The 23530-nt window shown below is 49.9% G+C and carries 25 protein-coding genes; 14 read left to right on the forward strand and 11 right to left on the reverse strand.

All coding sequences use genetic code 11. From position 1 onward, the window contains the following. The first annotated feature begins 4 nt into the window (after window positions 1–4). From cydB to L975_RS17210, 12 genes are all read left to right on the forward strand, one after another. Window positions 5–1144, forward strand: a complete 1140-nt coding sequence (cydB, locus tag L975_RS05580) for a cytochrome d ubiquinol oxidase subunit II (RefSeq protein WP_039046192.1) — start codon at window positions 5–7, stop codon at window positions 1142–1144. Between the two features lie 74 nt (window positions 1145–1218). Beyond that, a complete protein-coding gene (cydX, locus tag L975_RS17565; RefSeq protein ID WP_010861926.1) occupies window positions 1219–1323 on the forward strand; it encodes a cytochrome bd-I oxidase subunit CydX in 105 nt (34 codons plus the stop codon). Between the two features lies 1 nt (window position 1324). Next, on the forward strand, window positions 1325–1612 hold the full coding sequence (locus L975_RS05590) for a cyd operon YbgE family protein (protein ID WP_010861925.1): 288 nt from the start codon (window positions 1325–1327) through the stop codon (window positions 1610–1612). A gap of 112 nt (window positions 1613–1724) precedes the next feature. Then, on the forward strand, window positions 1725–2135 hold the full coding sequence (gene ybgC, locus L975_RS05595) for a tol-pal system-associated acyl-CoA thioesterase (protein ID WP_010861924.1): 411 nt from the start codon (window positions 1725–1727) through the stop codon (window positions 2133–2135). Between the two features lies 1 nt (window position 2136). Further along, a complete protein-coding gene (gene tolQ / locus L975_RS05600) occupies window positions 2137–2814 on the forward strand; it encodes a Tol-Pal system protein TolQ (RefSeq protein ID WP_036768516.1) in 678 nt (225 codons plus the stop codon). Window positions 2815–2831: 17 nt separating this feature from the next. Then, window positions 2832–3263, forward strand: a complete 432-nt coding sequence (gene tolR / locus L975_RS05605) for a colicin uptake protein TolR (protein ID WP_010861922.1) — start codon at window positions 2832–2834, stop codon at window positions 3261–3263. 12 nt (window positions 3264–3275) lie between these two features. After that, entirely contained in the window at window positions 3276–4445 is a 1170-nt protein-coding gene (tolA, locus tag L975_RS05610) for a cell envelope integrity protein TolA (protein WP_369795308.1), read from the forward strand. Between the two features lie 33 nt (window positions 4446–4478). Further along, a complete protein-coding gene (tolB, locus tag L975_RS05615) occupies window positions 4479–5771 on the forward strand; it encodes a Tol-Pal system beta propeller repeat protein TolB (RefSeq protein WP_010861920.1) in 1293 nt (430 codons plus the stop codon). Between the two features lie 36 nt (window positions 5772–5807). Next, window positions 5808–6305 (forward strand): peptidoglycan-associated lipoprotein Pal, encoded by a 498-nt coding sequence (gene pal / locus L975_RS05620; protein ID WP_010861919.1) that lies wholly within the window; start codon window positions 5808–5810, stop codon window positions 6303–6305. A gap of 12 nt (window positions 6306–6317) precedes the next feature. Then, window positions 6318–7118, forward strand: coding sequence for a tol-pal system protein YbgF (ybgF, locus tag L975_RS05625; RefSeq protein WP_039046193.1), 801 nt, complete (start codon window positions 6318–6320; stop codon window positions 7116–7118). Window positions 7119–7430: 312 nt separating this feature from the next. Further along, entirely contained in the window at window positions 7431–8810 is a 1380-nt protein-coding gene (locus tag L975_RS05630; protein ID WP_047707644.1) for an L-cystine transporter, read from the forward strand. A gap of 228 nt (window positions 8811–9038) precedes the next feature. Then, window positions 9039–9791 (forward strand): DUF2076 domain-containing protein, encoded by a 753-nt coding sequence (locus L975_RS17210; RefSeq protein WP_052181297.1) that lies wholly within the window; start codon window positions 9039–9041, stop codon window positions 9789–9791. A gap of 221 nt (window positions 9792–10012) precedes the next feature. Here the strand turns inward: L975_RS17210 and L975_RS05640 are convergent, their stop codons facing one another. From L975_RS05640 to cls, 3 genes are all read right to left on the reverse strand, one after another. Further along, on the reverse strand, window positions 10013–10975 hold the full coding sequence (locus L975_RS05640) for a TerC family protein (RefSeq protein ID WP_039046194.1): 963 nt from the start codon (window positions 10973–10975) through the stop codon (window positions 10013–10015). Window positions 10976–11194: 219 nt separating this feature from the next. After that, a complete protein-coding gene (locus tag L975_RS18090; protein WP_156121110.1) occupies window positions 11195–11359 on the reverse strand; it encodes a hypothetical protein in 165 nt (54 codons plus the stop codon). Between the two features lie 221 nt (window positions 11360–11580). Further along, entirely contained in the window at window positions 11581–13041 is a 1461-nt protein-coding gene (gene cls / locus L975_RS05645; protein ID WP_369795309.1) for a cardiolipin synthase, read from the reverse strand. A gap of 164 nt (window positions 13042–13205) precedes the next feature. Here cls and L975_RS05650 point away from each other — a divergent pair, with 164 nt between their 5' ends. Further along, entirely contained in the window at window positions 13206–13931 is a 726-nt protein-coding gene (locus tag L975_RS05650) for a TIGR01621 family pseudouridine synthase (protein WP_047707649.1), read from the forward strand. 88 nt (window positions 13932–14019) lie between these two features. After that, window positions 14020–14229, forward strand: a complete 210-nt coding sequence (locus tag L975_RS05655; protein ID WP_010861912.1) for a hypothetical protein — start codon at window positions 14020–14022, stop codon at window positions 14227–14229. A gap of 99 nt (window positions 14230–14328) precedes the next feature. On the opposite strand, the gene gspS2 is transcribed toward L975_RS05655, so the two are convergent. The 8 genes from gspS2 to mepS form a co-directional block, all read right to left on the reverse strand. Next, window positions 14329–14721 (reverse strand): type II secretion system pilot lipoprotein GspS-beta, encoded by a 393-nt coding sequence (gene gspS2 / locus L975_RS05660; RefSeq protein WP_047707651.1) that lies wholly within the window; start codon window positions 14719–14721, stop codon window positions 14329–14331. A 61-nt stretch (window positions 14722–14782) separates the two neighbouring features. Then, entirely contained in the window at window positions 14783–15082 is a 300-nt protein-coding gene (locus L975_RS05665; RefSeq protein WP_047707653.1) for a YciI family protein, read from the reverse strand. A 392-nt stretch (window positions 15083–15474) separates the two neighbouring features. Next, the gene (locus L975_RS05670; protein ID WP_047707655.1) at window positions 15475–15819 is read right to left on the reverse strand and encodes an HdeA/HdeB family chaperone; all 345 of its coding nucleotides are present in this window, start codon (window positions 15817–15819) and stop codon (window positions 15475–15477) included. 1333 nt (window positions 15820–17152) lie between these two features. After that, window positions 17153–18790, reverse strand: coding sequence for a microcin C ABC transporter ATP-binding protein YejF (gene yejF, locus L975_RS05675; RefSeq protein WP_369795307.1), 1638 nt, complete (start codon window positions 18788–18790; stop codon window positions 17153–17155). Between the two features lie 3 nt (window positions 18791–18793). Further along, window positions 18794–19822, reverse strand: coding sequence for an ABC transporter permease (locus L975_RS05680; protein ID WP_047707656.1), 1029 nt, complete (start codon window positions 19820–19822; stop codon window positions 18794–18796). Then, a complete protein-coding gene (locus L975_RS05685) occupies window positions 19822–20904 on the reverse strand; it encodes a microcin C ABC transporter permease YejB (RefSeq protein ID WP_010861906.1) in 1083 nt (360 codons plus the stop codon). Before L975_RS05685 ends, L975_RS05680 begins: the two co-directional genes overlap by 1 nt. 20 nt (window positions 20905–20924) lie before the next feature. Then, window positions 20925–22742 (reverse strand): extracellular solute-binding protein, encoded by a 1818-nt coding sequence (locus tag L975_RS05690; protein ID WP_010861905.1) that lies wholly within the window; start codon window positions 22740–22742, stop codon window positions 20925–20927. A 76-nt stretch (window positions 22743–22818) separates the two neighbouring features. After that, complete coding sequence (gene mepS / locus L975_RS05695; RefSeq protein WP_036768515.1) at window positions 22819–23388, reverse strand: bifunctional murein DD-endopeptidase/murein LD-carboxypeptidase; 570 nt, start codon at window positions 23386–23388, stop codon at window positions 22819–22821. Between the last annotated feature and the right edge of the window lie 142 nt (window positions 23389–23530).

A 23530-nucleotide genomic window follows, 5' to 3' on the forward strand; every position in this document is an offset into this window, starting at 1 on the left:
AAACATGATTGATTATGAATTTTTGCGTTTTGTCTGGTGGTTGCTGGTCGGTGTACTGCTGATCGGTTTTGCGATTACCGATGGTTTTGACATGGGGGTAGGGGCTTTGCTGCCTATCCTCGGTAAAACTGACAACGAGCGTCGGGTAATGATTAACACCATTGCCCCACACTGGGATGGTAACCAAGTTTGGTTGATTACCGCGGGTGGTGCGCTGTTTGCTGCATGGCCAATGGTATATGCCGCTGCCTTCTCCGGTTTTTACATCGCCATGATCTTGGTGCTGGCCGCCTTGTTCTTCCGTCCAGTCGGTTTTGACTACCGCTCTAAGATTGAAGATGCGCGCTGGCGTGCAATGTGGGACTGGGGCCTGTTCATCGGTGGTGCTGTTCCGGCACTGGTGTTCGGTGTTGCCTTCGGTAACTTGCTGCAAGGTGTTCCGTTTGAAGTCGACAGCCTGCTGCGTCTGGAATACAAAGGCGGCTTCTTCGGCCTGCTGAATCCGTTTGGCCTGTTGTGTGGCGTGGTCAGCCTGATGATGCTGGTGATGCAAGGTGCAACCTGGCTGCAGATGAAGACCACCGGTGAGCTGCATGTGCGTGCTCGTGCGGCGGCACAAATCACTGCGCTGGTGACTTCAGTATGCTTCGCATTGGCCGGTCTGTGGGTCATGAAGGGCATCGGTGGTTTTGTTATCACCTCGGTGATTGATACCGCGGCACCGTCTAACCCATTACATAAAGAAGTTATGGTGGAAGTGGGCGCGTGGATCAAGAACTTCAATACCTATCCGGTATTGTGGGCTATCCCTGCCGTTGGTGTGGTAATGCCGCTGTTGACGGTACTGGCATCACGCTTTGAGCGTTGTGGTTTTGCGTTCCTGACCTCTTCACTGGGGATCGCGGCGATTATTTTAACCGCGGGTGTGACTATGTTCCCGTTTGTGATGCCATCTAGCATCCTGCCGGCACACAGTCTGACCATGTGGGATGCCACATCTAGCCAGAAGACTCTGGGTATCATGCTGGGTGCTGCAGTGATTTTTGTTCCGATTGTGTTGGGTTACACCGTTTGGTGTTACTACAAGATGTTTGGTCGTCTCGACACCAAATTTATCGAAGAAAACAAAAACTCACTGTACTAATCAGAGCGAGTCGATAACTCAGGCAAGCAGAAGGCTGGTTAGCCCTAGACTGACCAGCCAAGGAGAGCAAAACGATGTGGTATTTTACCTGGATTCTCGGTGTGTTACTGGCCTGCTCATTTGGCATTATCAATGCCCTGTGGCTTGAGCAGTCTGAAACCATGGATCACGACGACTAAGATGCTGGATAAATTATTCCGCTTCACAGACAAGAGCCCGATGCGGGCTCTTGCTTTAATTCTGGCTCTGGTGAGTGCCTTTAGCCTGATTTGGAGCCCGGAGGCTACCGCGCGTAGCAGCCAGCTTTATCTGTGGCAGGCAGTAATTTTCCTCTGGGCCGTGATCAGTGCTTTGGTGCATGGTGTAGGGTTTAAACTCTCAGGCGTGTGGCGCTGGGTGTTTTGTGCCCCCTTGTCATATCCTATTCTTTGCGCTGTTTTATATTATTTTTATATTGCAAGGGGCTGATGGCCCCTTTTCATCATTTTATTTCTTCCGTCACACTTGTCCTGCCCATTCCCAAGAACAAAACACTTGAGTATAGTATCGCCTTGTATACGCCAGAACATCGGAATGTAAGGTGAGCAGTAAAGTATCTCAATGGCCCGTTCGCGTTTATTATGAAGACACGGATGCAGGAGGGGTCGTCTATCATGCACGTTATGTGGCTTTCTTCGAGCGCGCCCGGACCGAAATGCTACGCAGCCTCGGCCAACAGCAGCAGACTCTATTGCAGCACAATGTCGCCTTCGTGGTACGTCGTATGACCGTGGATTATCGATCCCCTGCGCGGCTAGACGATCTGCTTTCAGTCGAAACTGAAATCTCCTCATTCCGAGGGGCGTCCGTAACCTTTAATCAACGAATCATCCATCAGGATGGTCGAGTCCTATGCACCGCCGAGGTTTTGGTGGCGTGTATTGATTTGGCCAAAATGAAACCTGTTGCGCTTCCAGCTGAGTTAGTCGCGGAGTTTACCTGTGTCTGCTGAAATGAACCTTCTTGACCTTTTCTTAAAGGCCAGTTTCATGGTTAAGATCGTAATGATGATCTTGATCGGTTTTTCTATTGCTTCCTGGGCGATCATTATCCAGCGAACTCGGGTCCTGAATGCGGCTACCCGTGCAGCGGATGCTTTTGAGGACCGTTTTTGGTCCGGTATCGATTTGGCGCGTCTGTATCAAGAAACGTCAACTCGCCGCGATGATCTGTCCGGTACGGAACAAATCTTCTACTCAGGTTTCAAAGAGTTTGCTCGTTTACACCGTGCTAATGGCCATGCGCCAGAAGCGGTGATTGAAGGGGCCTCGCGTGCTATGCGCATCTCCATGAATCGTGAACTGGAAAGTTTGGAAAACCACATCCCGTTTTTGGGTACGGTCGCTTCGATCAGTCCGTATATCGGTCTGTTTGGTACCGTGTGGGGGATTATGCACGCCTTTATCGCATTGGGTGCGGTAAAACAAGCCACGTTGCAAATGGTGGCACCGGGTATTGCGGAAGCGCTGATTGCAACGGCAATCGGTCTGTTCGCAGCGATCCCTGCGGTAATGGCGTATAACCGTCTGAACTTGCGTGTGTCCAAGCTGGAACAGAATTACGGTAACTTTACCGATGAATTTACTGCCATTTTACACCGTCAGGCATTTGCCGCTGACGCGAAGCAGTAAGTGAGGAGTGTGACAGCATGGCGTACTCACGGCGTAAGCGCCACGACATGAAGTCTGAAATCAACATCGTACCGTTTCTAGACGTGCTCCTGGTATTGTTGTTGATTTTCATGGCCACCGCACCGATTATCAGTCAAAGCGTACAGGTTGACTTGCCTGACTCTACCGAGTCGAGCAGTGTTGAAACTAAAGATGACCGTCCTCCGGTAATTTTGGAGGTATCTGGTATTGACCAGTACGCAATGTCTATTGATGGTAAGCGGGAAGAAAACCTCAGTGCTGATCAGGTGATGCAAAATGCCCGCCTGAATCTGGGAACCGCCGAGCAGAAAACCACCTTCTTGGTGGGCGGCGCGAAAGAGGTTCCTTATGAGGAAGTCATCAAGGCACTGAATTTATTGCATGAGGCCGGAGTGACATCTGTCGGTCTGATGACTAACCCGATTTAAGAGATAGCCGTACTGATGGATAACAACAACAAGAAAAACAAGCTGACAAAATCGGTTGTTGTCTCCGTTATTTTGCACGTGCTCGTGATTGCTTTACTGATTGTTGGCTCCCTGTATCAGGAGATCCCTGCCGGTGGCGGCGGGGGCGGGGGCGCAATTGATGCAGTGATGGTCGATCCGGGAGCCATGGCACAGCAATATAACCGCCTGCAGCAACAAAATGAGGATGCGCGTAAAGCGGAAAATGAACGCAAGCGCAAACTGCAACAGCAAAAAGAGGAAATGCAGCAGAAACAGCAGGCTGAAGAAGAGCGTTTACGCGAGCTGGAAAAAGAGCGCTTAAAAGCGCAAGAAGAAGCGAAACGCACCGAAGAAGCCCGTCAGCAAGCTGAAGAACAAAAACGCCAAGCGCAAGAAGAAGCGCGCAAGGCCGAAGAAGTTCGCAAGCAAGCTGAAGATGCTAAGAAAAAAGCCGAACAAGCTAAAAAACAGGCTGAAGAAGCCAAGAAACAAGCTGAAGCCGAAGCGTTAGCGGCAAAAGCTAAAGCAGAAGCTGAAGCCAAGAAGCGGGCCGAAGCTGATGCAAAGAAAAAAGCAGAAGCCGAAGCGAAAAAGCAGGCTGAGCAAGCAGCAAAAGCGGCTGAAGAAGCGAAAAAGAAAGCTGAATTAGACGCGAAGAAGAAAGCAGAAGCGGATGCCAAGAAAAAGGCTGAGGCCGACGCCAAGAAAAAAGCCGAAGCAGATGCGAAGAAGAAAGCCGCTGCTGATGCCAAAGCTGCTGCCGCTCGCGAAGCTGCACAAAGTGAAGCGGCGTTAGACGATTTGTTCGGTGGCTTATCCGAAGAGGCCAATGCCCGTGAAGGACAAGCCGGAGGCGGCGGTAGTGCTGGCTCTGGTAAAGCCGGCGCGCCAGGCCCTGAAGGGGACAAGTACGGTGGGTTAATCAAGCAGGCAGTCAGCCGTAATATGTATGACACCAGCTTGTACCGTGGGAAAACCTGCAGTATTAAGATTAACTTTGCACCGGATGGTTTGATTCTGAGTTCGAGTGTGGTTGGCGGGGATCCGTCCTTGTGTCAGGCCGCAGAGCGGGCAATAAAGATCACTCAGAAGTTGCCAAAACCACCTTCTGATGCTGTGTACAATAAATTTAAGAATGCCGTTTTAGAGTTTACCTTCTAAAACGACAGTGCGGATTGTGAACTAGGAGAGACAATGAAGCCGGTCTTAAAATTGTTTGCCGGGTTAATGATGCTGGTGACGGCTGTCGCCAGCGCAGAAGTCCGGATCGTGATTGATCAGGGTGTGGATACCGCGCGTCCGATTGCGGTCGTTCCTTTCAAATGGACCGGCAGTGGTAATCCGCCGGATAACGTCGCTGAAATTGTGGCTGCGGATTTGCGTAACAGCGGTAAGTTTAATCCTATCCCGCCTGCGCGCATGCCACAGCAGCCAACCAGTGCCTCGGAAGTCAATCCAGCACTGTGGTCTACGATGGGTATCGATGCCATTGTGGTGGGACAGGTGCAAGCCGGTGCCGATGGTAACTACCTGATTTCGTACCAGCTGGTCGATACTGCGGGTTCACCGGGTACTGTGCTTGAAAGTAACCAGTATCGCGTGACCAAGCAGTGGATCCGTTATGCCTCTCATACCATCAGTGACATGGTTTTTGAGCGCCTGACTGGCATCAAAGGTGCGTTCCGTACCCGTATTGCGTATGTCGTGCAAACTAACGGCGGTCGCTATCCGTATGAGCTGCGTGTTTCTGACTACGATGGCTTTAACCAGTTTGTTGTGCATCGTTCCCCAGAGCCAATTATGTCTCCGGCGTGGACCAAAGATGGCCGTAAGCTGGCGTATGTCACCTTTGAAAACCGTCGCTCGCAGCTGATGTTGCAGGACCTGAGTACCTCTCAGCGTAAAATCCTGACCTCATTCCCGCGTCACAACGGTGCTCCGTCATTCTCTCCAGACGGCTCTAAGATGGCTTTTGCGCTGTCAAAAGACGGTAGCCTGAAACTGTACGTGATGGACATCGCTTCTGGGCAGATCCGTCGCGTGACTGAAGGTCGCTTTAACGATACTGAGCCTAGCTGGTATCCCGACAGCCAGAGCATTGCCTTTACCTCCGACCGCGGCGGTAGACCACAGATTTATAAATTAAATTTAGCTTCTGGTGCGGTCGAGCGCTTGACTTGGGAAGGTGCTCAGAATCAAAATGGTGAAATATCTCCGGACGGTAAAGCCCTGTATATGGTGAGCTCTACCGGCTCAGGACAACATATTGCAAAACAAGATTTGGATACTGGTTCAGTGGAAGTTCTGACCAATACATTTCTTGATGAAACTCCAAGCGTTTCGCCAAACGGTATCATGCTGATTTATGGCTCAACCCAAGGTCTTGGCAGGGTATTAAATTTAGTGTCAACGGATGGACGTTTCAAAGCGCGTGTTCCGGCTACCGATGGTCAGGTCAAATTCCCGGCATGGTCGCCGTATCTGTGATGATAATGAAGTAAAATAATTAAAGGATACAATAAAATGCAACTGAACAAAGTACTGAAGGGACTGATGTTAGCTCTGCCAGTAATGGCTGTAGCAGCTTGTAGCTCTAACAAGAGCAACGACAACGCAGATCAGATGATCAACTCTGGCGACAGCAATGGCAGCATGTCCGCTGAAGAGCAAGCTCGTATGATGATGCAAGAGCTGCAAAAGAATAACATCGTTTACTTCGGCTTTGACAAATATGACATCCAACCAGAGTTCGCTCAGATGCTGGATGCTCACGCTGCGTTCCTGCGTGACAACCCATCTTACAAAGTTGTTGTAGAAGGTCACGCGGATGAGCGTGGTACTCCAGAATACAACATCGCTCTGGGTGAGCGTCGTGCCAATGCAGTTAAAATGTACCTGCAAGGTCGTGGTGTAAATGCTGACCAAATCTCTATCGTTTCTTACGGTAAAGAGAAGCCAGCAGTTCTGGGCCATACTGAAGACGCGTACGCTAAAAACCGTCGCGCAGTACTGGTTTACTGATAAGGATATCGCATGAACCGTAACTACAGACCGATTATCAGTCTGTCGTTACTGGTACTCGCAGCCGTGTCTGGCACGGCTGCGGCGCAAGCTCCTGTATACGAGGCGGGCTCCGGATCTCTTGAAGATCGGGTGACTCGCCTCGAACGTATGATGGAAGCGCGTAACCAGTTACTGACAGAAACCCAGCAGCAGTTAATGTCTCTGCAAGGCGAGATGGATCAGTTACGTGGTTCGCTTGAGCGCAGTGAATATCAGCTAAATCAGGCGGTTGAACGCCAGCGTCAGCTCTATCAAGAGCTCGATAATGTCTCTGCTCAAAACAAGCAAGCGACTGATACCGCAACCACTGATGCGACCGCGCCAGCCGCAGCAACCGCGCCAGCTGCAAAAGCCGCCGCGCCTGCTAAAGATGTTGTGGTCAGTGATAATGCAGTAGAAAACCAAGCCTATGATGCAGCAGTTCAGTTGGTATTGCGTGATAAGCAATACGATAAAGCGATTACTGCGTTTCAGGACTTTATCGCGAAGTATCCAAAATCGGTTTACCGGCCGAATGCGCATTACTGGTTAGGGCAGTTACTGTTCAGTCAGAAGCGCACCGATGAGGCAGCGGCGCAATTTGCTGCGGTGGTAAAAGATTTTCCAAAGTCACCTAAGCGGGCTGATGCCATGCTTAAGCTGGGTGTGATTGCTCAGGAGAAAGGTGATGTGGCGGGAGCCAAAACGGTGTTCCAGCAGATTATCTCTGCTTATCCAACATCGTCATCAGCCAAAATGGCCAAATCCCGTCTGGCAGCATTGGGTGGTTAAACCTAGCGCTGTAGCTTATCCAATTCAGCTTTAATCAGTTTTTTATAGCCCGTCCACTGGACGGGCTTTTTTTATGCTGAAGTCAGGCCGTTGGCGCGGATAAGTGGCGGTGAGGAGACGGCTGGCAGGGGAGTTGCCGAGGCTGGCATGCGGGCTTATTCAGTTTCCTCATTTTTCTTTATGCTTTTTTCTCATATATATCGAAATTAATGAACTTTTCCATTTCCCATATATTAAGTGATGATAGGTATCAGTAAACTTTATGTAAATAAAAGCAGACTCAGGGTCGCACCTGCGCTTAGGGAAGGAAGTATGAACTGGTTAGTGCTTGGCAACGTTGCCATCTTTGTAATTATTGCGCTGTTTTTGTTCCGCTACCAACGTAGCGGTGTGACGCTATCGCGCACCGTGTTTGTTGGTTTGGTGCTGGGGATTGTGCTGGGCTCGGCATTACACTTTGTCTATGCCCATTCTGAAGGGGTGATCAGCGAGACATTGGGTTGGTTAAACATTGCCGGTAACGGTTATGTGAACTTACTGCAAATGATTGTTATGCCGTTGGTGTTTGTGTCTATTTTATCGGCAGTTACACGTTTGAGTGATGCCAGTTCGTTGGGCAGCATCAGTTTCTCGGTATTGGCGGTATTACTGCTGACTACCGCCGTGGCAGCGGCAATTGGTATCGGCGTAACCGAAGTGTTTGGGTTGTCGGCAGAAGGTCTGACGCAAGGCGCGCGTGAAATTGCGCGTGGCGAGATGATGGTGACCAAAAGCAGTGAGATTGCCAGCCTGACATTCCCGCAGATGTTGGTGTCCTTTATTCCAACCAATCCGTTTGCGGATCTGGCCGGAGCTCGTTCAACGTCGATTATCAGTGTCGTGATCTTTGCCGCCTTCTTAGGTGTGGCTGCACTGAAATTGAAAGCCGAAAAGCCAGAGCATGGCGAGCGTATTGCCGGTGCGATTGATACTCTGCAGACCCTGATTATGCGTCTGGTGCGCATGGTGATCCGCTTGACGCCGTACGGTGTGATGGCGCTGATGACCAAGGTGGTGGCGACATCCAATGTGCATGACATCGTAAATCTGCTGGGCTTTATGGTGGCATCATATGTAGCGATTGGCTTGATGTTCGTGGTGCACGGTGTGTTGCTGGGCGTGTTTGGTGTTAACCCGCTGCACTACTACCGTAAGGTATTACCGGTGCTGACTTTTGCCTTCACATCACGCTCCAGCGCAGCAACCATTCCGTTGAATGTGGAAGCGCAAGTGGACAAGCTGGGTGTACCGCCAACCATCGCTAACTTTGCAGCATCCTTCGGTGCCACCATTGGTCAAAACGGCTGTGCCGGGATTTACCCAGCGATGCTGGCGGTAATGATTGCACCAACCGTGGGTATTAACCCGATGGATCCAAGCTTCCTGATGACACTGATTGCGGTAGTGACTATCAGCTCCTTCGGGGTAGCCGGTGTCGGTGGTGGGGCGACATTCGCCGCTATCATCGTACTGTCGACCATGAATCTGCCGATTGCTCTGGCTGGCTTCCTGATCTCTATAGAGCCGTTGATTGATATGGCGCGTACTGCGCTGAACGTAAATGGTGCGATGACGGCAGGGGTCGTCTCTAGCCGAGCGTTAGGGCAGACAGACATGGCGGTGTTTCGCAGCGCCGATGAAGTCGATGCCTGATGAGATAAGTCAGTGTTGAGTGCGTAACTCAGCGACACATCAGATTGTAAAAATCGCCACCAAAGTGTGGCGATTTTTATTTGTGCGGAATTAATTGCGTTGCAAAGGACTCATAATAGAAAGAGATTTCCATTGTGTGTTTGTTCCTACACCGGTTAAGTGCGTTGGGATAAACCCGTTTCAGATGTGCCTGTTGGGCCAGTAATCAGAAGTAGTAAGAGGTAGTCTATGACCCCGCAAGAAAAAATGATGATTGAGGGTGTGGCCGAGCGATTGCGTGCACATACACTGACCAGTAAAGATCCGCAGGCCGAACAGCTGATTAGCCAAAGTATTGCGACCCAGCCTGATGCCTTGTATCGCCTGACTCAGAGCAATATTTTGCAGGAAGTGGCGTTAAATGAAGCGAAGAATAAAGTCGCGGCTTTAGAGCAGCAATTGGCCGCTTATCAAAACCAAAGCATGTTCGATCGGGTTCGTGGTGCGGCGCCACAACAAGTTGCTCCGCCGGTATCGAGCTATCAACCATCTATGTTTGGTAGCTTTATGAAAACCGCTGCTGCGATGACGACTGGGGTGGTTGCTGGGAATTTGATTTCCGATGCGTTGAGCGGCCTGTTTAGCTCCGGTGAGCGGGAAGGGGCATGGGGCACCGCAGGGGCGGCTCCTGAGGTGGTGGAGAATATCACCAATAACTTTATCGATCCGGCTTCAGCAGCGGGATTAACCTCGGACGATGCGAATGCGTTTTTAGCTAACTCTGATTCGTTAGCACAGATGAGCAATACCGATGGCAGTAACCCGTTTGGGTTGAGTCAGGATATCAATGATCCGTGGAGTGATGCGGGTAACAATGGTGCATTTACGGATAACGGCAACGATAACAGCAATGACAACGGTGATTTTGGTGGCTTCGGTGCCGATGATAATAACGGCGGCGGTTTTTTTGATGACGATGATGATTACAACGGCTTTTTATAAGCGTTACGTTATGCAATGTCTCGACTGACAGTGCGCTGTTACACCGTAAGAATGGTTTCATTGAGAAGAGAATTTATCGCTGAAATATAGTCGGTAAGTGCAGTAGGTATAAGAAAAGCCCGTTACGTATCACGTAACGGGCTTTTTTATGGATTATCGGTCAGATGGTGAAACGGTGTATTACATTACACGTTGCGTATTCTGCCTATTGCGATCCAGTCTTAGTGACTGGCACGTCCTTGACGAGCACTGTAGATCAGGCTGGCAATGACGGAGATGGCTAAAATGGCGCCCACGATACCCAGCGACAGCAGAATTGGCAGCTTGTACCATTCCACAATCAGCATCTTGATACCGATAAAGACTAAGATCACCGCCAAACCATACTTCAGCAGGGCAAAGCGATCGGCGAAGTCTGCCAGCAGGAAGTACATCGCACGTAAGCCCATAATGGCAAAGATGTTAGATGTCAGGACGATAAACGGATCAGTGGTCACGGCAAAGATAGCCGGGATACTGTCGACCGCAAAAATGATGTCACTGATTTCAACCAGCACCAAAGCGAGGAACATCGGGGTGGCAAAACGGATCCCGTTACGCACGGTAAAGAAATGTTCGCCATCGAGTTCGTGGGTGACATTGAAGCGGTTACGGATCCAGCGCAGCAGTGGGTTCTTGTCAAAGTCGCCCTCATCCTCGCTGCTCTTGAGCATCTTCAGGCCGGTCAACACCAAGAAGGCACCGAAGATATACAAGATCCAGTGGAATTGGGTGATCAGCCAGCTACCGGCGAAGATCATACCGGTACGCAGAACGATAGCGCCCAGTACCCCGTACAGCAGCACGCGGCGTTGCAATTCTGCCGGAATGGCAAAGTAACCGAAAATCATCAACCAAACAAAGACGTTATCGACCGCCAGTGCTTTTTCAATGACATAACCGGTTAAAAATTCGAGTGATTTTTGATTGGCCAGTTCACGGCCGAGGTTGGCATCCAGGTAATACCAGATCCCTAAATTGAACAGCAGTGCCACGGCAATCCAGATTAATGACCATGTTGCTGCTTCTTTCAGTGAGACTTTGTGGTTTTTGCCGCCCTTCAGCACCAGTAAGTCAACCAACAATAGGCCGACCACCAGAACAAAGAAGGCAATCCACATCCATCCGTTACCGACAGTTTCCATAGTGATAGTATGCTCCTAAAACAAAAAAACCGAGTCCATAAGGCTCGGTCAATCTATTTTAGAGGGATCGACTTTGCCTTACGGCAAGGTCTCACTTACAACATATCAGCATGCTGCCTGAATGCCGGGTGAAAACACCGTAATGACGACAATTCAGCTTTGAAGTTACTCCCCTTGTACCGCAATTATATTCGATACATATTGATTCTGCTAGGAAAATTACGCACCACCGCACCCACAGCCACAATCAGGTTTGCTGCGTTTACGTAAGTTATAACCCACCAGCAGTACCAGAAAAACAACTGCCAGTGTAACAGGCCAACTCCAGTACAGCGCGCTGATAATTGCAACGGCAATAGCCAGTATTATCAGTAAATATTTCATCTTTAGCCTCTCAATCAGTGCTCAGCGCAAAACATCAAATGATAATAATAGTTATTTCTTTTTGATGCGAGTGCCGATATGGCCTCAGGCGGTATGACCGCACGCTGGGTACGAAGACAATTAAGCGAAGGAAAGGGAAATGTCAGGGATAGGTAAATCAGTTGTCGGTGGTGTTGAGTGTGGTATCGCCGCCCAGTGTGGGCGGCAGTAGTTCGCAATAGTTAGAGTAGCGGGGTGAAGAAATAGAAGAACTTCTCCGCAATGCGATGACGTAATGGGCGCTGCAACCACTGGCCGATATTCAGTTGGGTGGAGCGAGCAATGTAGTCATCTTGCACAAAGCCCAGTTTTTCGCCAAAACTGGTGTCATCAATGGCGATGGTGACTTCAAAGTTAAGCCACATGCTACGAATATCCAGATTAACTGTGCCCACCAAACTGAGATGATCATCAATGAGCAGGCTCTTGGCATGTAGCAGACCGCCTTCAAACTGGTGGAGCCGCACGCCGGCAGCCAACAGCTCATCAAAAAAGGCGCGGCTGGCCCAGCCGACCATCAGGGAATCATTATGTTTCGGGATCACGATATCCACCTGCACCCCCCGCGAAGCGGTAGAGCATAGTGCCAGCATCAGACTGTCGTCAGGGATAAAGTAAGGCGTGGTCATCACGATACGCTTACGTGCTGCGAAAATTGCCGTGGACAGAGCCTGTGGTAGCAAATCTTTCGGAAAACCCGGCCCAGAAGCCAGTACTTGCACGGCATGCGCATTTTCCTGCGTGACGGGAAGGATAGGGCAACTTGGTAGCGATGGCAGGTGGCGCTCGCCGGTTTCCACTTCCCAATCCCACGCAAAAATACAGTTGAGTGCCGATGCTGCTGGCCCTTCAATGCGTACCATCATATCGACCCACTGACCCACGCCGGCATCTTGTTTGAAATAACGCGGGTCGACCATGTTCATGCTGCCGGTATAGGCGATGTCATTATCGATAATGACAATTTTGCGATGTTGGCGCAGATCCATGCGACGTAAGAAAACCCGCAGCGGGTTTACGTGCAAGGCCTCCACTAAGTCGATTTGCGCATGGCGGAACAGCTCAGGGTAACGGCTACGGAAGAAACGTAAACTGCCGACCGAGTCCAGCATCACCCGACATTTGACACCACGTTTCGCCGCTTCAATCAGCGCATTGACCACATGCTCAACTAAACCGCCGTTATTCCAGATGTAAAACACCATGGAGATATGATGTTGGGCGAGATTAATGTCGCGCACAATGGCACTGAGGATGTCATCTGTGGTGGTGAACAGATGTAATTGGTTGCCATTGATGCACGGCGTTTTCAGCCGTCGTCGGCATAAATTAAAGAGTGGCGCTGCCGTATGGCTGGATTTCATATTCACCAGATGATCGCACTGGCTTAAAGAGTTGAACCAGTCTGAGAACGGTTTCCACATGGCTTGTGAACGCGCAGCGCGGCGCGATCCTAGATACAGTTCGCCAAAAAGCAAGTAGGCAATGATGCCGACCAAGGGAACAATATAGATAACCAGCAGCCAAGCCATAGAAACAGCGACAGTTCGGCGCTTCATCAGCACGCGCACCGTTACGGCGGCTACAATCAGCCAATAGCTAAAAATAAGGATCCAATCCACGATATGAGCTATGTCAGAAATATACGTCATCCTGGCCATCTTTATTATCTTTCACTGTTGTAGTTTAAGGACTTTCTGTCATCAGTGGAATTCAGCACTGACGGTAAACTATGTGAAATTGTTAATTCTTCATGTTGATCCGCAAACGACGGAGGTATACTTTCGGCCCCAATTGTGAGGTATTCATGTTTCCTATCGTTTTTCAGCATCCGGATTTTGTGGTTATTAATAAGCCTGCCGGGATCAGTGTGCACCGTGATGACAACCTGCACGGTTTAACCGCTCAAGTGGCTGAGCAACTGGGTGTTTCCCAAGTTTGGTTGGTGCATCGTTTGGATAAAATGACATCAGGTCTTCTTATCTTAGCACTGAATGCCAAGGCTGCGGCTGAATTATCCGGTCTTTTTGCACAACGAAATGTTGAAAAATTTTACATCGCGCTTTCAGATAAGCAACCGCGTCGTAAGCAGGGAAAAATCTGTGGCGATATGGCGCGCTCGCGCCGTGGAACATGGAAATTACTGACCTCGCAACAAAATCCTGCGGTTACCCAATATTTCAGTGCAGGTACTGGCGCAGGCTTGCGTTTATTTCTTCTGCGCCCAGCGACCGGTAAAACGCATCAGATTCGGGTAGCACTAAAGAGTGAAGGTGCGGCGATTTTAGGAGACCCTTTATACGGTAGCGCGGAATATGGGCAAGGGGAGATAGCCGATCGCGGCTACTTGCATGCTTGGCAATTGCGTTTTACCTATCAGGGGATGGAATATCAGGCCAGTGCATTGCCCGAAGCGGGACAATGTTTTGCACTGAGCGGTGTATTACAACAGCTGGCACAATGGGCAGAGCCATGGACGCTTCCTTGGCCGGCTGTGCGGGTTCCCGCCGCCACTGATGATGAGTCAGAGTAACACGACGGGATAACGCCAGTTTCTGGCCGGTCGTCTGATGATCGGCACTGGCGCAATAACAGCGTTATTAATCAGGTAGTATCCTATAATGCGAAAATCTCGAACTGCAACCGTCCGCTGGCGCTTGCTACGCCGGGTGCGTTTGCACCAGCGCAAAAATGATATCCATGCGCGCCGTTACCGACATATCTATCGTTTACGTCGTGAAAGTCATCTGCAGTATCATGCGTCACTGGTGTATTACGTGATACAGCGTGGGTTACCGCGCTATCATCAGTGCGGGCGCTTCCTGAACTGACGCAGTCTTATTTCTCTGTGGTTGCTGATTGATTCACGCCGCCGATCTTAATGTTGGCGGCGTGCTAGTAAAAGGCGTGAGTCAACGCAAATGGCGTGCTTATTGGCAGCTCTCTTTGCTCAAGCGCAACTGGGCCGGGGTTTGTTGTTGTAGCGTATTGACACTGATTTGGTAGGTGACGCCTTGGTTGAGTATTAGCCGGATAGCACTGTCAGCACACATGCGTGTGCGGTAGGCGTCGAGGAACGCGGCTGGAGTTTGCTGTGGCCCGTTATTATTTTGATTATCCTGTACAAAAACCAGTTTGATCTCTGACGCCAATTTACTGGCCATGACCAAGGTATAGCCATTGCCTTGCATCGGCAGATAATTACGTAGGCGATTAACCTGCTGCTCGGCCAGCTGTTCGGCTTGCGAATCACTTTGGTTCATCGCGCAACCGGTCAGACTTAATACGATCCCCAGCGCCGCCAGTGCGGTGACAAACTTCATCCTTGCATCATCCTTTTCTTATCCGTGTATCCGTACCCGTGCTTTCGTGTGATGTGCGCCGTTAGGGTAAAACGTGGCGAAAGGGTTTTACGGTTACCTGACGATAGACTCCCGCAGCCACATAAGGGTCAGCTTCCGCCCATTGTTTGGCCTCTTCCAGTGAGGGGAACTCAGCGATGACTGTCGAGCCGGTAAATCCAGCGTCGCCTGGGTCAACATTATCAATGGCCGGATTGGGGCCAGCAATAACCAAGCGCTGTTGTGCTGCGAGCGCTTGCAAACGCGCTAAATGGGCAGGGCGAGCGTGTAAACGTGCCGCCAGACTATTTGGGTGGTCTTCAGCAAAAATGACATACAACATAGCGCGTAATTCCTTTTTCTGTCGTTAAGTCTTTCTGATAGAAAATCGTAGATATCCGTCTTTATGCTCTCTGCTTTAACGTTGAGATCCGAGCATCGTATACAACACATTAGTTGCAATACATCAGTGTTTCCATATTCGCATGATATGCAAGAAATACAACGTTGAGAGACTCAGCTTGCCTCGGAGATAGCACTTTTTCGCGTGAAGATGGGATGCGCGCTGAGCATTTTGACCGCCAAATAAGCTGACGAAGCTAACTTGCAATCAGAGAATGGGGCAGAAGAGATAGTTCAAGCGTTAAATTGCAGCAGGAAAAATGTTTGTTATAGCCATAAACAAACAAGCAGTGCATAAGCACTGCTTGTCGAAATTTGATGCTAAGTCAGCACTTATTCTAATGCCAGCTGTTTCACTTTAGCTTGGGCTGCAGCACTGATTTTTTCTTTCATGCTACCCACGGTTTTTTCAGGGTGTTTTTGACACTCTTGGATGATCATTGGCGTGATAGAACCCACTACCTGCGCATTTACATAATCGCCGTGCTTGTAATCGGTGTCGTAGTTCGCTACCCAGAATGCCATTGGAGTCTGTGCTTTCGGGTTCAGCAGCAGGAAATCCTTACAGGTCATATCTTGTGGTGCTGGAGTGGTGGTTGTTGGTGCGGTAGCAGCAAAGCTGGCACCTGAGAAACATAATGCAGCGAAAGTTACACCAAGCAGAGTTTTCTTGTTCATTTTCGTACCTCGTGTACGCAGTGGACTTAATAAGAATGGATGACTTTTTCTCATCTCATCTGACTGCTCTAACGGTAATCCCTGAGGGAGTATAGCCGCAACGCTGTAAACGCTAACAAACTGTATTCTTTGTGTATAAAAATGTCAGAGTGTGAGGGATTGGCGCTGGTGGCAATACTTATCGATTTAGACGGCTATAACGCGAGGTTTAGTTACAAGAATGATATGCAAAAAGTGTCGTAAAATTAATGGGCTACAAAACTGAGATCGTGAAACCGTTAGCCGACCGCCGAGTCGTAAACGGTTTCACAAGCACTCAACATGATTGCCGATTTATGGAATAACTTTGCGACTTTATTACGCGACCACGAATTACTTTGATTTCTCGTCAGTTGACTGAGGTGCGGTAGTTGCGGCGTTTTCCGTACCTGACTGACGATTTTTATCGGAATGCTGTGGCGGACGAACAAAACCATGACGTACGCGGGAAGAGCTAGGACGGCTTCGGTGGCAGGCAGGAAGTGGACTCATAAATGCCTCGGCTTATAGTCTGATTTATCAGTAAAATGAGGTTGTCAGTTAACCCAGTATTAACATGAGAGCAGTGTACTCCGGTGGCACAATCTTTTGAATGGGGTAGAGCACAAATTCACGGTAAAAAAGCGTGCTTTTTCGCTGTATCCGAGATGAATGGCAGACTGAGTATGCTGCTTTTTATAGTGCAACTGGTAGAACGAGAAAGTTAGGGAATAAGACCGCGTTGGTGAGTTGTCGATCCTATACAACCGGTGATATCAAAAGAAGAAATTGTTATGAAACCTGCGGGGCTCTTGCGGTAGAAAAAGACGTGTAATGAAGATGCTCTCAATAGGAAAAGCTCAATAAAAAAGCGCAATAAGTGAAGAGCAATAAAAAACACAGATAAAAGAAAAGGGGGATGACTCCCCCTGAATATCATTTGCAATGACACGCGAATATCATAAAACGATGCAGACGGGCTGCATCAAGCGGTGACCCAACACACATATAAAACTAGTTGAGCATGACGTTGCAGTCAACGGAAATTTACATTCCGTTAACGTAAGCGTTAATCTATCATGTGTAAATATCATGAGATAGTATTAATCGGTAGTCTGATATGCTGATTAAATTCTCTTTATGCAGCGTATTGTTATTTTCATCTTCGTAAAAAGACTGCCGTTGTAGGGAGTCCTTATCTTTATTGGGGCGAATGATGTTGAGGCAAAAAAACGCCCACGAGACTTCGTGAGCGTGTCATCAATAGTCGGTGAGCTACGGTTGTCAGCCCGCACTGATAATTACTGGGCAGCGTTTAATAACGTGCCGCATTGAGCAGCATTTGGGTATACGGATGCTGAGGTTGGCGGAACAGCGATTCGGTTGGTCCGGCTTCTACAATCTTGCCATCTTTTAGCACCATCACCTGATGGCACAATGCGCGTACGACATGGAGATCGTGACTGATAAAGAGATAAGCTAATCCGTGACGAGCTTGTAACTGCTTGAGTAGCGCCAAGATTTGCGCTTGTACCGTACGATCAAGTGACGAAGTGGGTTCATCCAAGATCAGCAGTTCAGGGCGCAGGATCAAGGCTCGGGCAATGGCAATCCGTTGGCGCTGGCCGCCGGAGAACTCAAAAGCGTAGCGGTGACGGCTTTCTGGGTCTAACCCAACCTCTTGCATGATGCTGATCACCTGTTGCTCGCTTTCTTGCGCCGATAAACGCGCGTGCAAACGCAACCCTTCCGCAATGATGTCACCGACAGGCATGCGCGGGCTGAGTGACGAGAACGGATCTTGGAAAATCACCTGAATGCGTGAGCGATAGGGCAGCATTTGCTTGCGGTTAAGGCGATTGAGATCGGCATCATCAAAACGGATTTCCCCTTGTGAGGGTAACAGGCGTAGCAATGCTAATCCGCAGGTACTTTTGCCCGAGCCGCTTTCGCCGACCAAGCCAAGGCTTTCGCCCCGATTGACGCTGAAACTGACATCATCCACTGCTTTAACATGGCCAACCGTGCGTTTGAGTAACCCACGCTTAATCGGGAACCAGACTCGTAAGGCTTCCACGTTGAGTAAGGTTTGCGCCGGCGTTGGTGCTGGCACCGGCTCGCCCTTAGGCTCGCTATCGAGCAATTTTTGGGTATAAGGATGCTGCGGCTGGCTGAATAACTGCTGAGTGGGCGCGGTTTCTACCAACTCGCCTTGGCGCATCACGGCCACGCGATCCGCTAGACGGCGCACAATGCCTAAATCATGCGTGATGAACAGCATGGCCATGTTCATTTCGCGTTGCAACTGCTGTAGTAAAGTGAGGATCTGCGCTTGTACCGAGACATCCAATGCCGTGGTCGGTTCGTCGGCAATCAAAAGGTCGGGAGCATTTAGCAGAGCCATGGCGATCATCACCCGCTGGCGTTCGCCACCAGACAGCTGGTGGGGGAATACATCAAGCTTGGTGTGTGGATTACGCAGACCCACTTTCTCTAGCCATTCCAATACCCGCTGCCGTGCAGCGGCGCTGCTCATCGCCTGATGGATAATCAACGACTCACTTAACTGACGGACGACCGTGTGTAGCGGGTTAAGCGATACCATCGGCTCTTGGAAGATCATGCTAATCCGGTTGCCGCGCAGCCCTCGGAGATGATTGGCGGGCGCGGTTAGCAGGTTTTCGCCACGATATACTATCTCGCCGTGTGGATAGCGGATGGTGTCAGGGTGTAAGCCCAAAATCGACAAGGCAGATACCGATTTACCTGAGCCACTTTCACCAACCAGTGCCAGTGTTTCACCGGGCATGATTTGCAGCGAGAGGTCTTTGACTAGTGTGGTAGCGCGTTCACCTTGATGAACCGCTACGCTGAGGTGGCGAATATCAATCAACGGCGCGTTATCGCTCATGTGTGAAGACTTATTCTGATGGTTTGCGGTTTGCTGCGTCATAATTCAATACGCCTTATGCGGATCGTAAGCATCACGCAGGCCTTCACCGATAAAGACCAGCAACGAAAGCAGTACCGAGAGCACCACGAAAGAGGAGATGCCAAGCCACGGCGCTTGTAAGTTGGCTTTACCTTGCGCCAACAATTCACCGAGTGATGGTTCACCCAGAGGCAGACCAAAGCCGAGAAAATCCAGCGAGGTCAGGGTGGTGACGGAGCTGCTTAAAATAAACGGCAAAAAGGTGAGGGTAGCGACCATGGCGTTAGGCAAAATGTGACGCCACATGATGAGCCGGTCAGGGATCCCCATAGCATGCGCTGAACGAATGTAGTCAAAATTACGGGCACGTAAAAACTCTGCGCGGATCACGCCCACCAGACTCATCCACCCGAATAACACGGTGATCCCAAGCAGCCACCAGAAATTCGGCTCAACAATACTGGAAAGAATAATCAGCAAAAATAGCGTTGGCATGCCGGACCATACTTCAATAAACCGTTGGCCGAGCAAATCAATATAGCCGCCGTAATAGCCTTGTAGCGCACCTGCCGCAATACCAATCAGGCTAGAGAAAAAGGTCAGGGCAATCCCGAACAACACTGAGATCCGAAAGCCATAAATAATGCGTGCTAGCACATCTCGCCCTTTGTCGTCAGTACCAAGCCAATTAACGGAGGATGGCGGCGAGGGGGCAGGTCCATCGAGGTTATAGTTGATGGTGTTGTAGCTAAAGCGAATGGGCGGCCACAGCATCCAGCCGTACTGATCGATTTTATCGGCGATGTAGCGGTCACGGTAGTCGGCTTCGGTTTCAAAATCGCCACCGAACGTGGTTTCCGTGTAGTTAAACAACACCGGGCTATAGAGGTGCCCTTGATAATAGACTAACAGCGGTTTGTCATTGGCGATCAACTCGGCACCTAGGCTCAGAATAAACAAGCACATAAAGAGCCACAGTGACCAAAAGCCGCGCTTATTGGCTTTAAAGCGTAACCAGCGCTGTCTGGCGATAGGGTGAGTAAACAGCTTCATCAGCGCGCCTCAAAATCAATACGGGGATCGACCAAGGTGTAGGTGATATCGCTTAAGATCCCCAGCAATAATCCCAGCAGAGTAAAGATATACAAGGTACCGAACATGACCGGATAGTCGCGCTGCATGGTCGCTTCAAAGCCGAGCAGCCCAAGACCTTCCAGCGAGAACATCACTTCTATCAGCATGGAGCCCGTGAAGAACATGCTGATAAAGGCCGCCGGAAAGCCGGCGATAATCAGCAACATGGCATTACGAAAAACGTGCTTATACAGCACTTTGGATTCGGTCAGCCCTTTGGCGCGCGCTGTCACCACATACTGTTTGCGGATCTCATCGAGAAACGAGTTTTTAGTCAGCATGGTGAGCGTGGCAAAGCCGCCGATGACGGTGGCGGTAATGGGTAGCACTAAGTGCCAGAAATAATCTGCGATTTTGCCGTACCAAGGGAGGCTAGCAAAATCGGGGGACACCAGACCGCGCAATGGAAACCAATCAAAGTAACTGCCGCCGGCAAATAACACGATCAATAAGATGGCGAACAAAAAGCCAGGAATAGCGTTGCCGATGATGACTAAGCTACTGGTCCAGATATCAAAACGGCTACCGTGGTATACCGCTTTGCGGATCCCTAGAGGGATTGAGATCAGGTAGATGATCAGGGTGCTCCATAAACCGATCGAGATAGAGACCGGCATGCGATCCACGATCAAGCTGATCACCGAACCACCTTTGAACAGACTGTTGCCAAAGTCAAAACGCAGGTAATCCCACAACATGGTGAAATAGCGTTCATGCAGTGGTTTATCGAAACCAAAGCGGGTTTTAATTTCGGCAATCACTTCTGGATCTAAGCCTCGCGAGCCGCGATAGCTGGTATCGGTTTTACTCACCTGTACTTCAGCGCCGGCTTTGCCATTAAAGCGACCGAGTACATCGGCATCTTGTTGCAGCTCAATGGCGGCAATGGCTTGGTCCACCGGCCCACCGGGGGCGACCTGCACGATAAAGAAATTGACGGTAATGATCGCCCACAACGTGGGGATGATTAACAGCAGTCGCCGTAGTAAGTATGCCGCCATAGGTGATTCCTTATAACGCGTTATTGCCGAGCCTTGGGCAGTTTGGCGGCTTTATTAATGTCCACCCACCAAGTGTCAAAACCGAGTCCGTAAGCTGGGCGAACCGCCGGTTTACCGAATTTGTTCCAGTACGCGACGCGAAAATTGCTCAGGTGCCACTGCGGGATCACGAACATATTCCATTGCAGCACGCGATCGAGCACTTTACCGAGCGCCAGCAGTTTCTCCGGATCGCTTTGTGCGCGGTCAATCTCTTCGGTCAGGGTATCAATCACATGATCGGTCACGCCGGCTAAGTTATAGGTGGAGTCTAAAAACTTAGAGTGCCACGCCAGCTTCAAGTCAGGACTTGGAAATGGCGCAGCGGCATAGCCGCTGGCAATCATGTCGAAATCCCGTTTACGCAGGCGATTGATGTACTGCGAGGTATCCACGACTCGAATGTTCATGGTGATCCCAAGACGCGCTAAGTTTTGTTTTAGCGGCGCCGCAATGCGCTCATTACTGCTGCTGTATGTCAGCAGTTCAAAGATAAACGGCTGTCCGGTTTCTTTATTGACCAGCTTGCGATCGCGGATCTCCCAACCGGCTTGTTCAAGCAATTCCATGGCTTTACGCAGGTTCGGGCGATTATTGCCGGAGCCATCGGTTTTGGAAGGCTGGTATTCATCGGTAAAGACTTCTTCTGGAACCTGCTGGCGGAAGGGCATTAAGACCATCAGCTCTTGCTCGGAAGGCAATCCTTTGGCTTCATAAGGCGTATTTTGGAAGAAGCTGCGCGTCCGGGTGTACTGGTTATAAAACATGGTCTTGTTCAACCATTCAAAATCGAAGGCCAGATTGAGCGCTTCACGGACATTACGGTCTTTGAACAAGGGGTTTTGCGTGTTGAACACCAAGGCTTGCATCCCTTGGGGGATGCTGTGCGGGATATTTTCGCGAATGATGTAGCCTTTGGTGAAATTGGGGCCGGTATAGAGTGTTGCCCAGTATTTGGCGACGTACTCCTGCCGAAAGTCGTATTCACCCGCTTTAAACGCTTCCAGCGCGACGGTGTCGTCACGGTAATAGTCATAGCGGATAGTATCGAAGTTATAGCGTCCACGGTTGACAGGCAGGTTAGCGGCCCAATAATCGGCAACTCGCTGATAGACCACATATTGCCCCATGGCATAGTCAGTAATTTTATACGGGCCACTGCCGACGGGCGGCGTCATGAGCGGTTCGGCTAAATTACGATTTTCCCAGAAGTGCTTGGGCAATATTTGCAGGCCGCCAATCAGGCTAAGCAGCAAGGCGCGATCGGGAGACTTAAGCTCGAAACGAACCGTAAGCGGTGTCAGAGCTTCCACCGTTTTTACGTTTTGGTAGTAGGTCTTAAATTGTGGAACGCCTTGTTGCATGAATTTGTTAAACGAGAACACCACATCGTCTGCGCGAATTGGCTTGCCATCTTGAAAACGGGCATTGGGATTGATGCGCACTTCCATCCAGCTGAAATCATCGGGATAACGGGCGAATTCCGCAATCAGTGGATAATAACTTTGGATTTCATCTGCTGACGAGGTGAAGAGGGTGTCATAAAGCGTTGAGCTATCGCTGGCAGGCACGCCGCGTTGGGCATACGCATTGAAATTATCGAAGGTGCCGATAGCGTGCAACGTGACATTGCCGCCTTTAGGTGCGGCTGGATTGACGTAATCGAAATAGCTAAATTCTGCGGCGTATTTAGGAGAGCCGATGGCAGCGAAGGCATAGCCTTCGTTGATTTGCGCGTGTGCCGTAAATAATGGCGCGGCAGTCATTAAGACTGCCACACAGACCTGCCGAAGACCCATTGGTCACTCCTTTCGTTAGGCTTCTTGTCATGCACGGGTGCACTAAGATTTTATAACGAAAAGAGCGAACGAAATATTAAGTCGCTTCGTTAACGGAAATCACACGGCGTGCCTGACGGTAACGGTTTTTCCAATAACCATCGTTCATGCTGGAAATCATCACACCTGAACTGGTGGAAGCATGTACGAACTTGTTGTTACCAATATAGATACCAACATGACGCCCTGTCGAGCCGGCACGGAATAAAACTAAATCGCCCGGTTCCAGTTGCTTCTTGTTGATGGCGGTGCCGGTGGTTTGCTGGCCGCTGGTGGAGCGAGGCAGCTCAATACCGAATTGTTCTAAGAACGTGCGTTGAACGAAGGCTGAGCAATCAATGCCTTTCTTACTGTTACCGCCTAAACGGTAACGAACGCCACGCCATTCTGAGTATTGATCCAAAATTTTGGTTTTTACGTTGGCATTACGGACTAATTCTTCGAACTCAGCCTGAGATGCTTGTTGCACCTGAGACAACTGGGTGCCGGCGTTCTTGTCAGTACCCTTATGTGCCGTGGTAGTGGTACAAGCCGAAAGTAGAAGCATCAGGGTTGCCATTGGCAGTGTTCTTAGGACCTTTTTAAAGGTCGATGGAGCCTCTGTCATTGGTAACTTTTCCTTTTGTTCATTCCATTGAGTGTTGTAATTAATCAGTCAAACGCATGCCAGACTACGAATTGCCCACTCTCAGGGCAAACTAAAGTTTGCTGAAACGTGCACTGGAACACATTTATACCCTGCTGGCAGC

It is taken from the genome of Plesiomonas sp. ZOR0011 (assembly GCF_000800945.1).
Taxonomy (GTDB): domain Bacteria; phylum Pseudomonadota; class Gammaproteobacteria; order Enterobacterales; family CAMTGL01; genus Plesiomonas; species Plesiomonas shigelloides.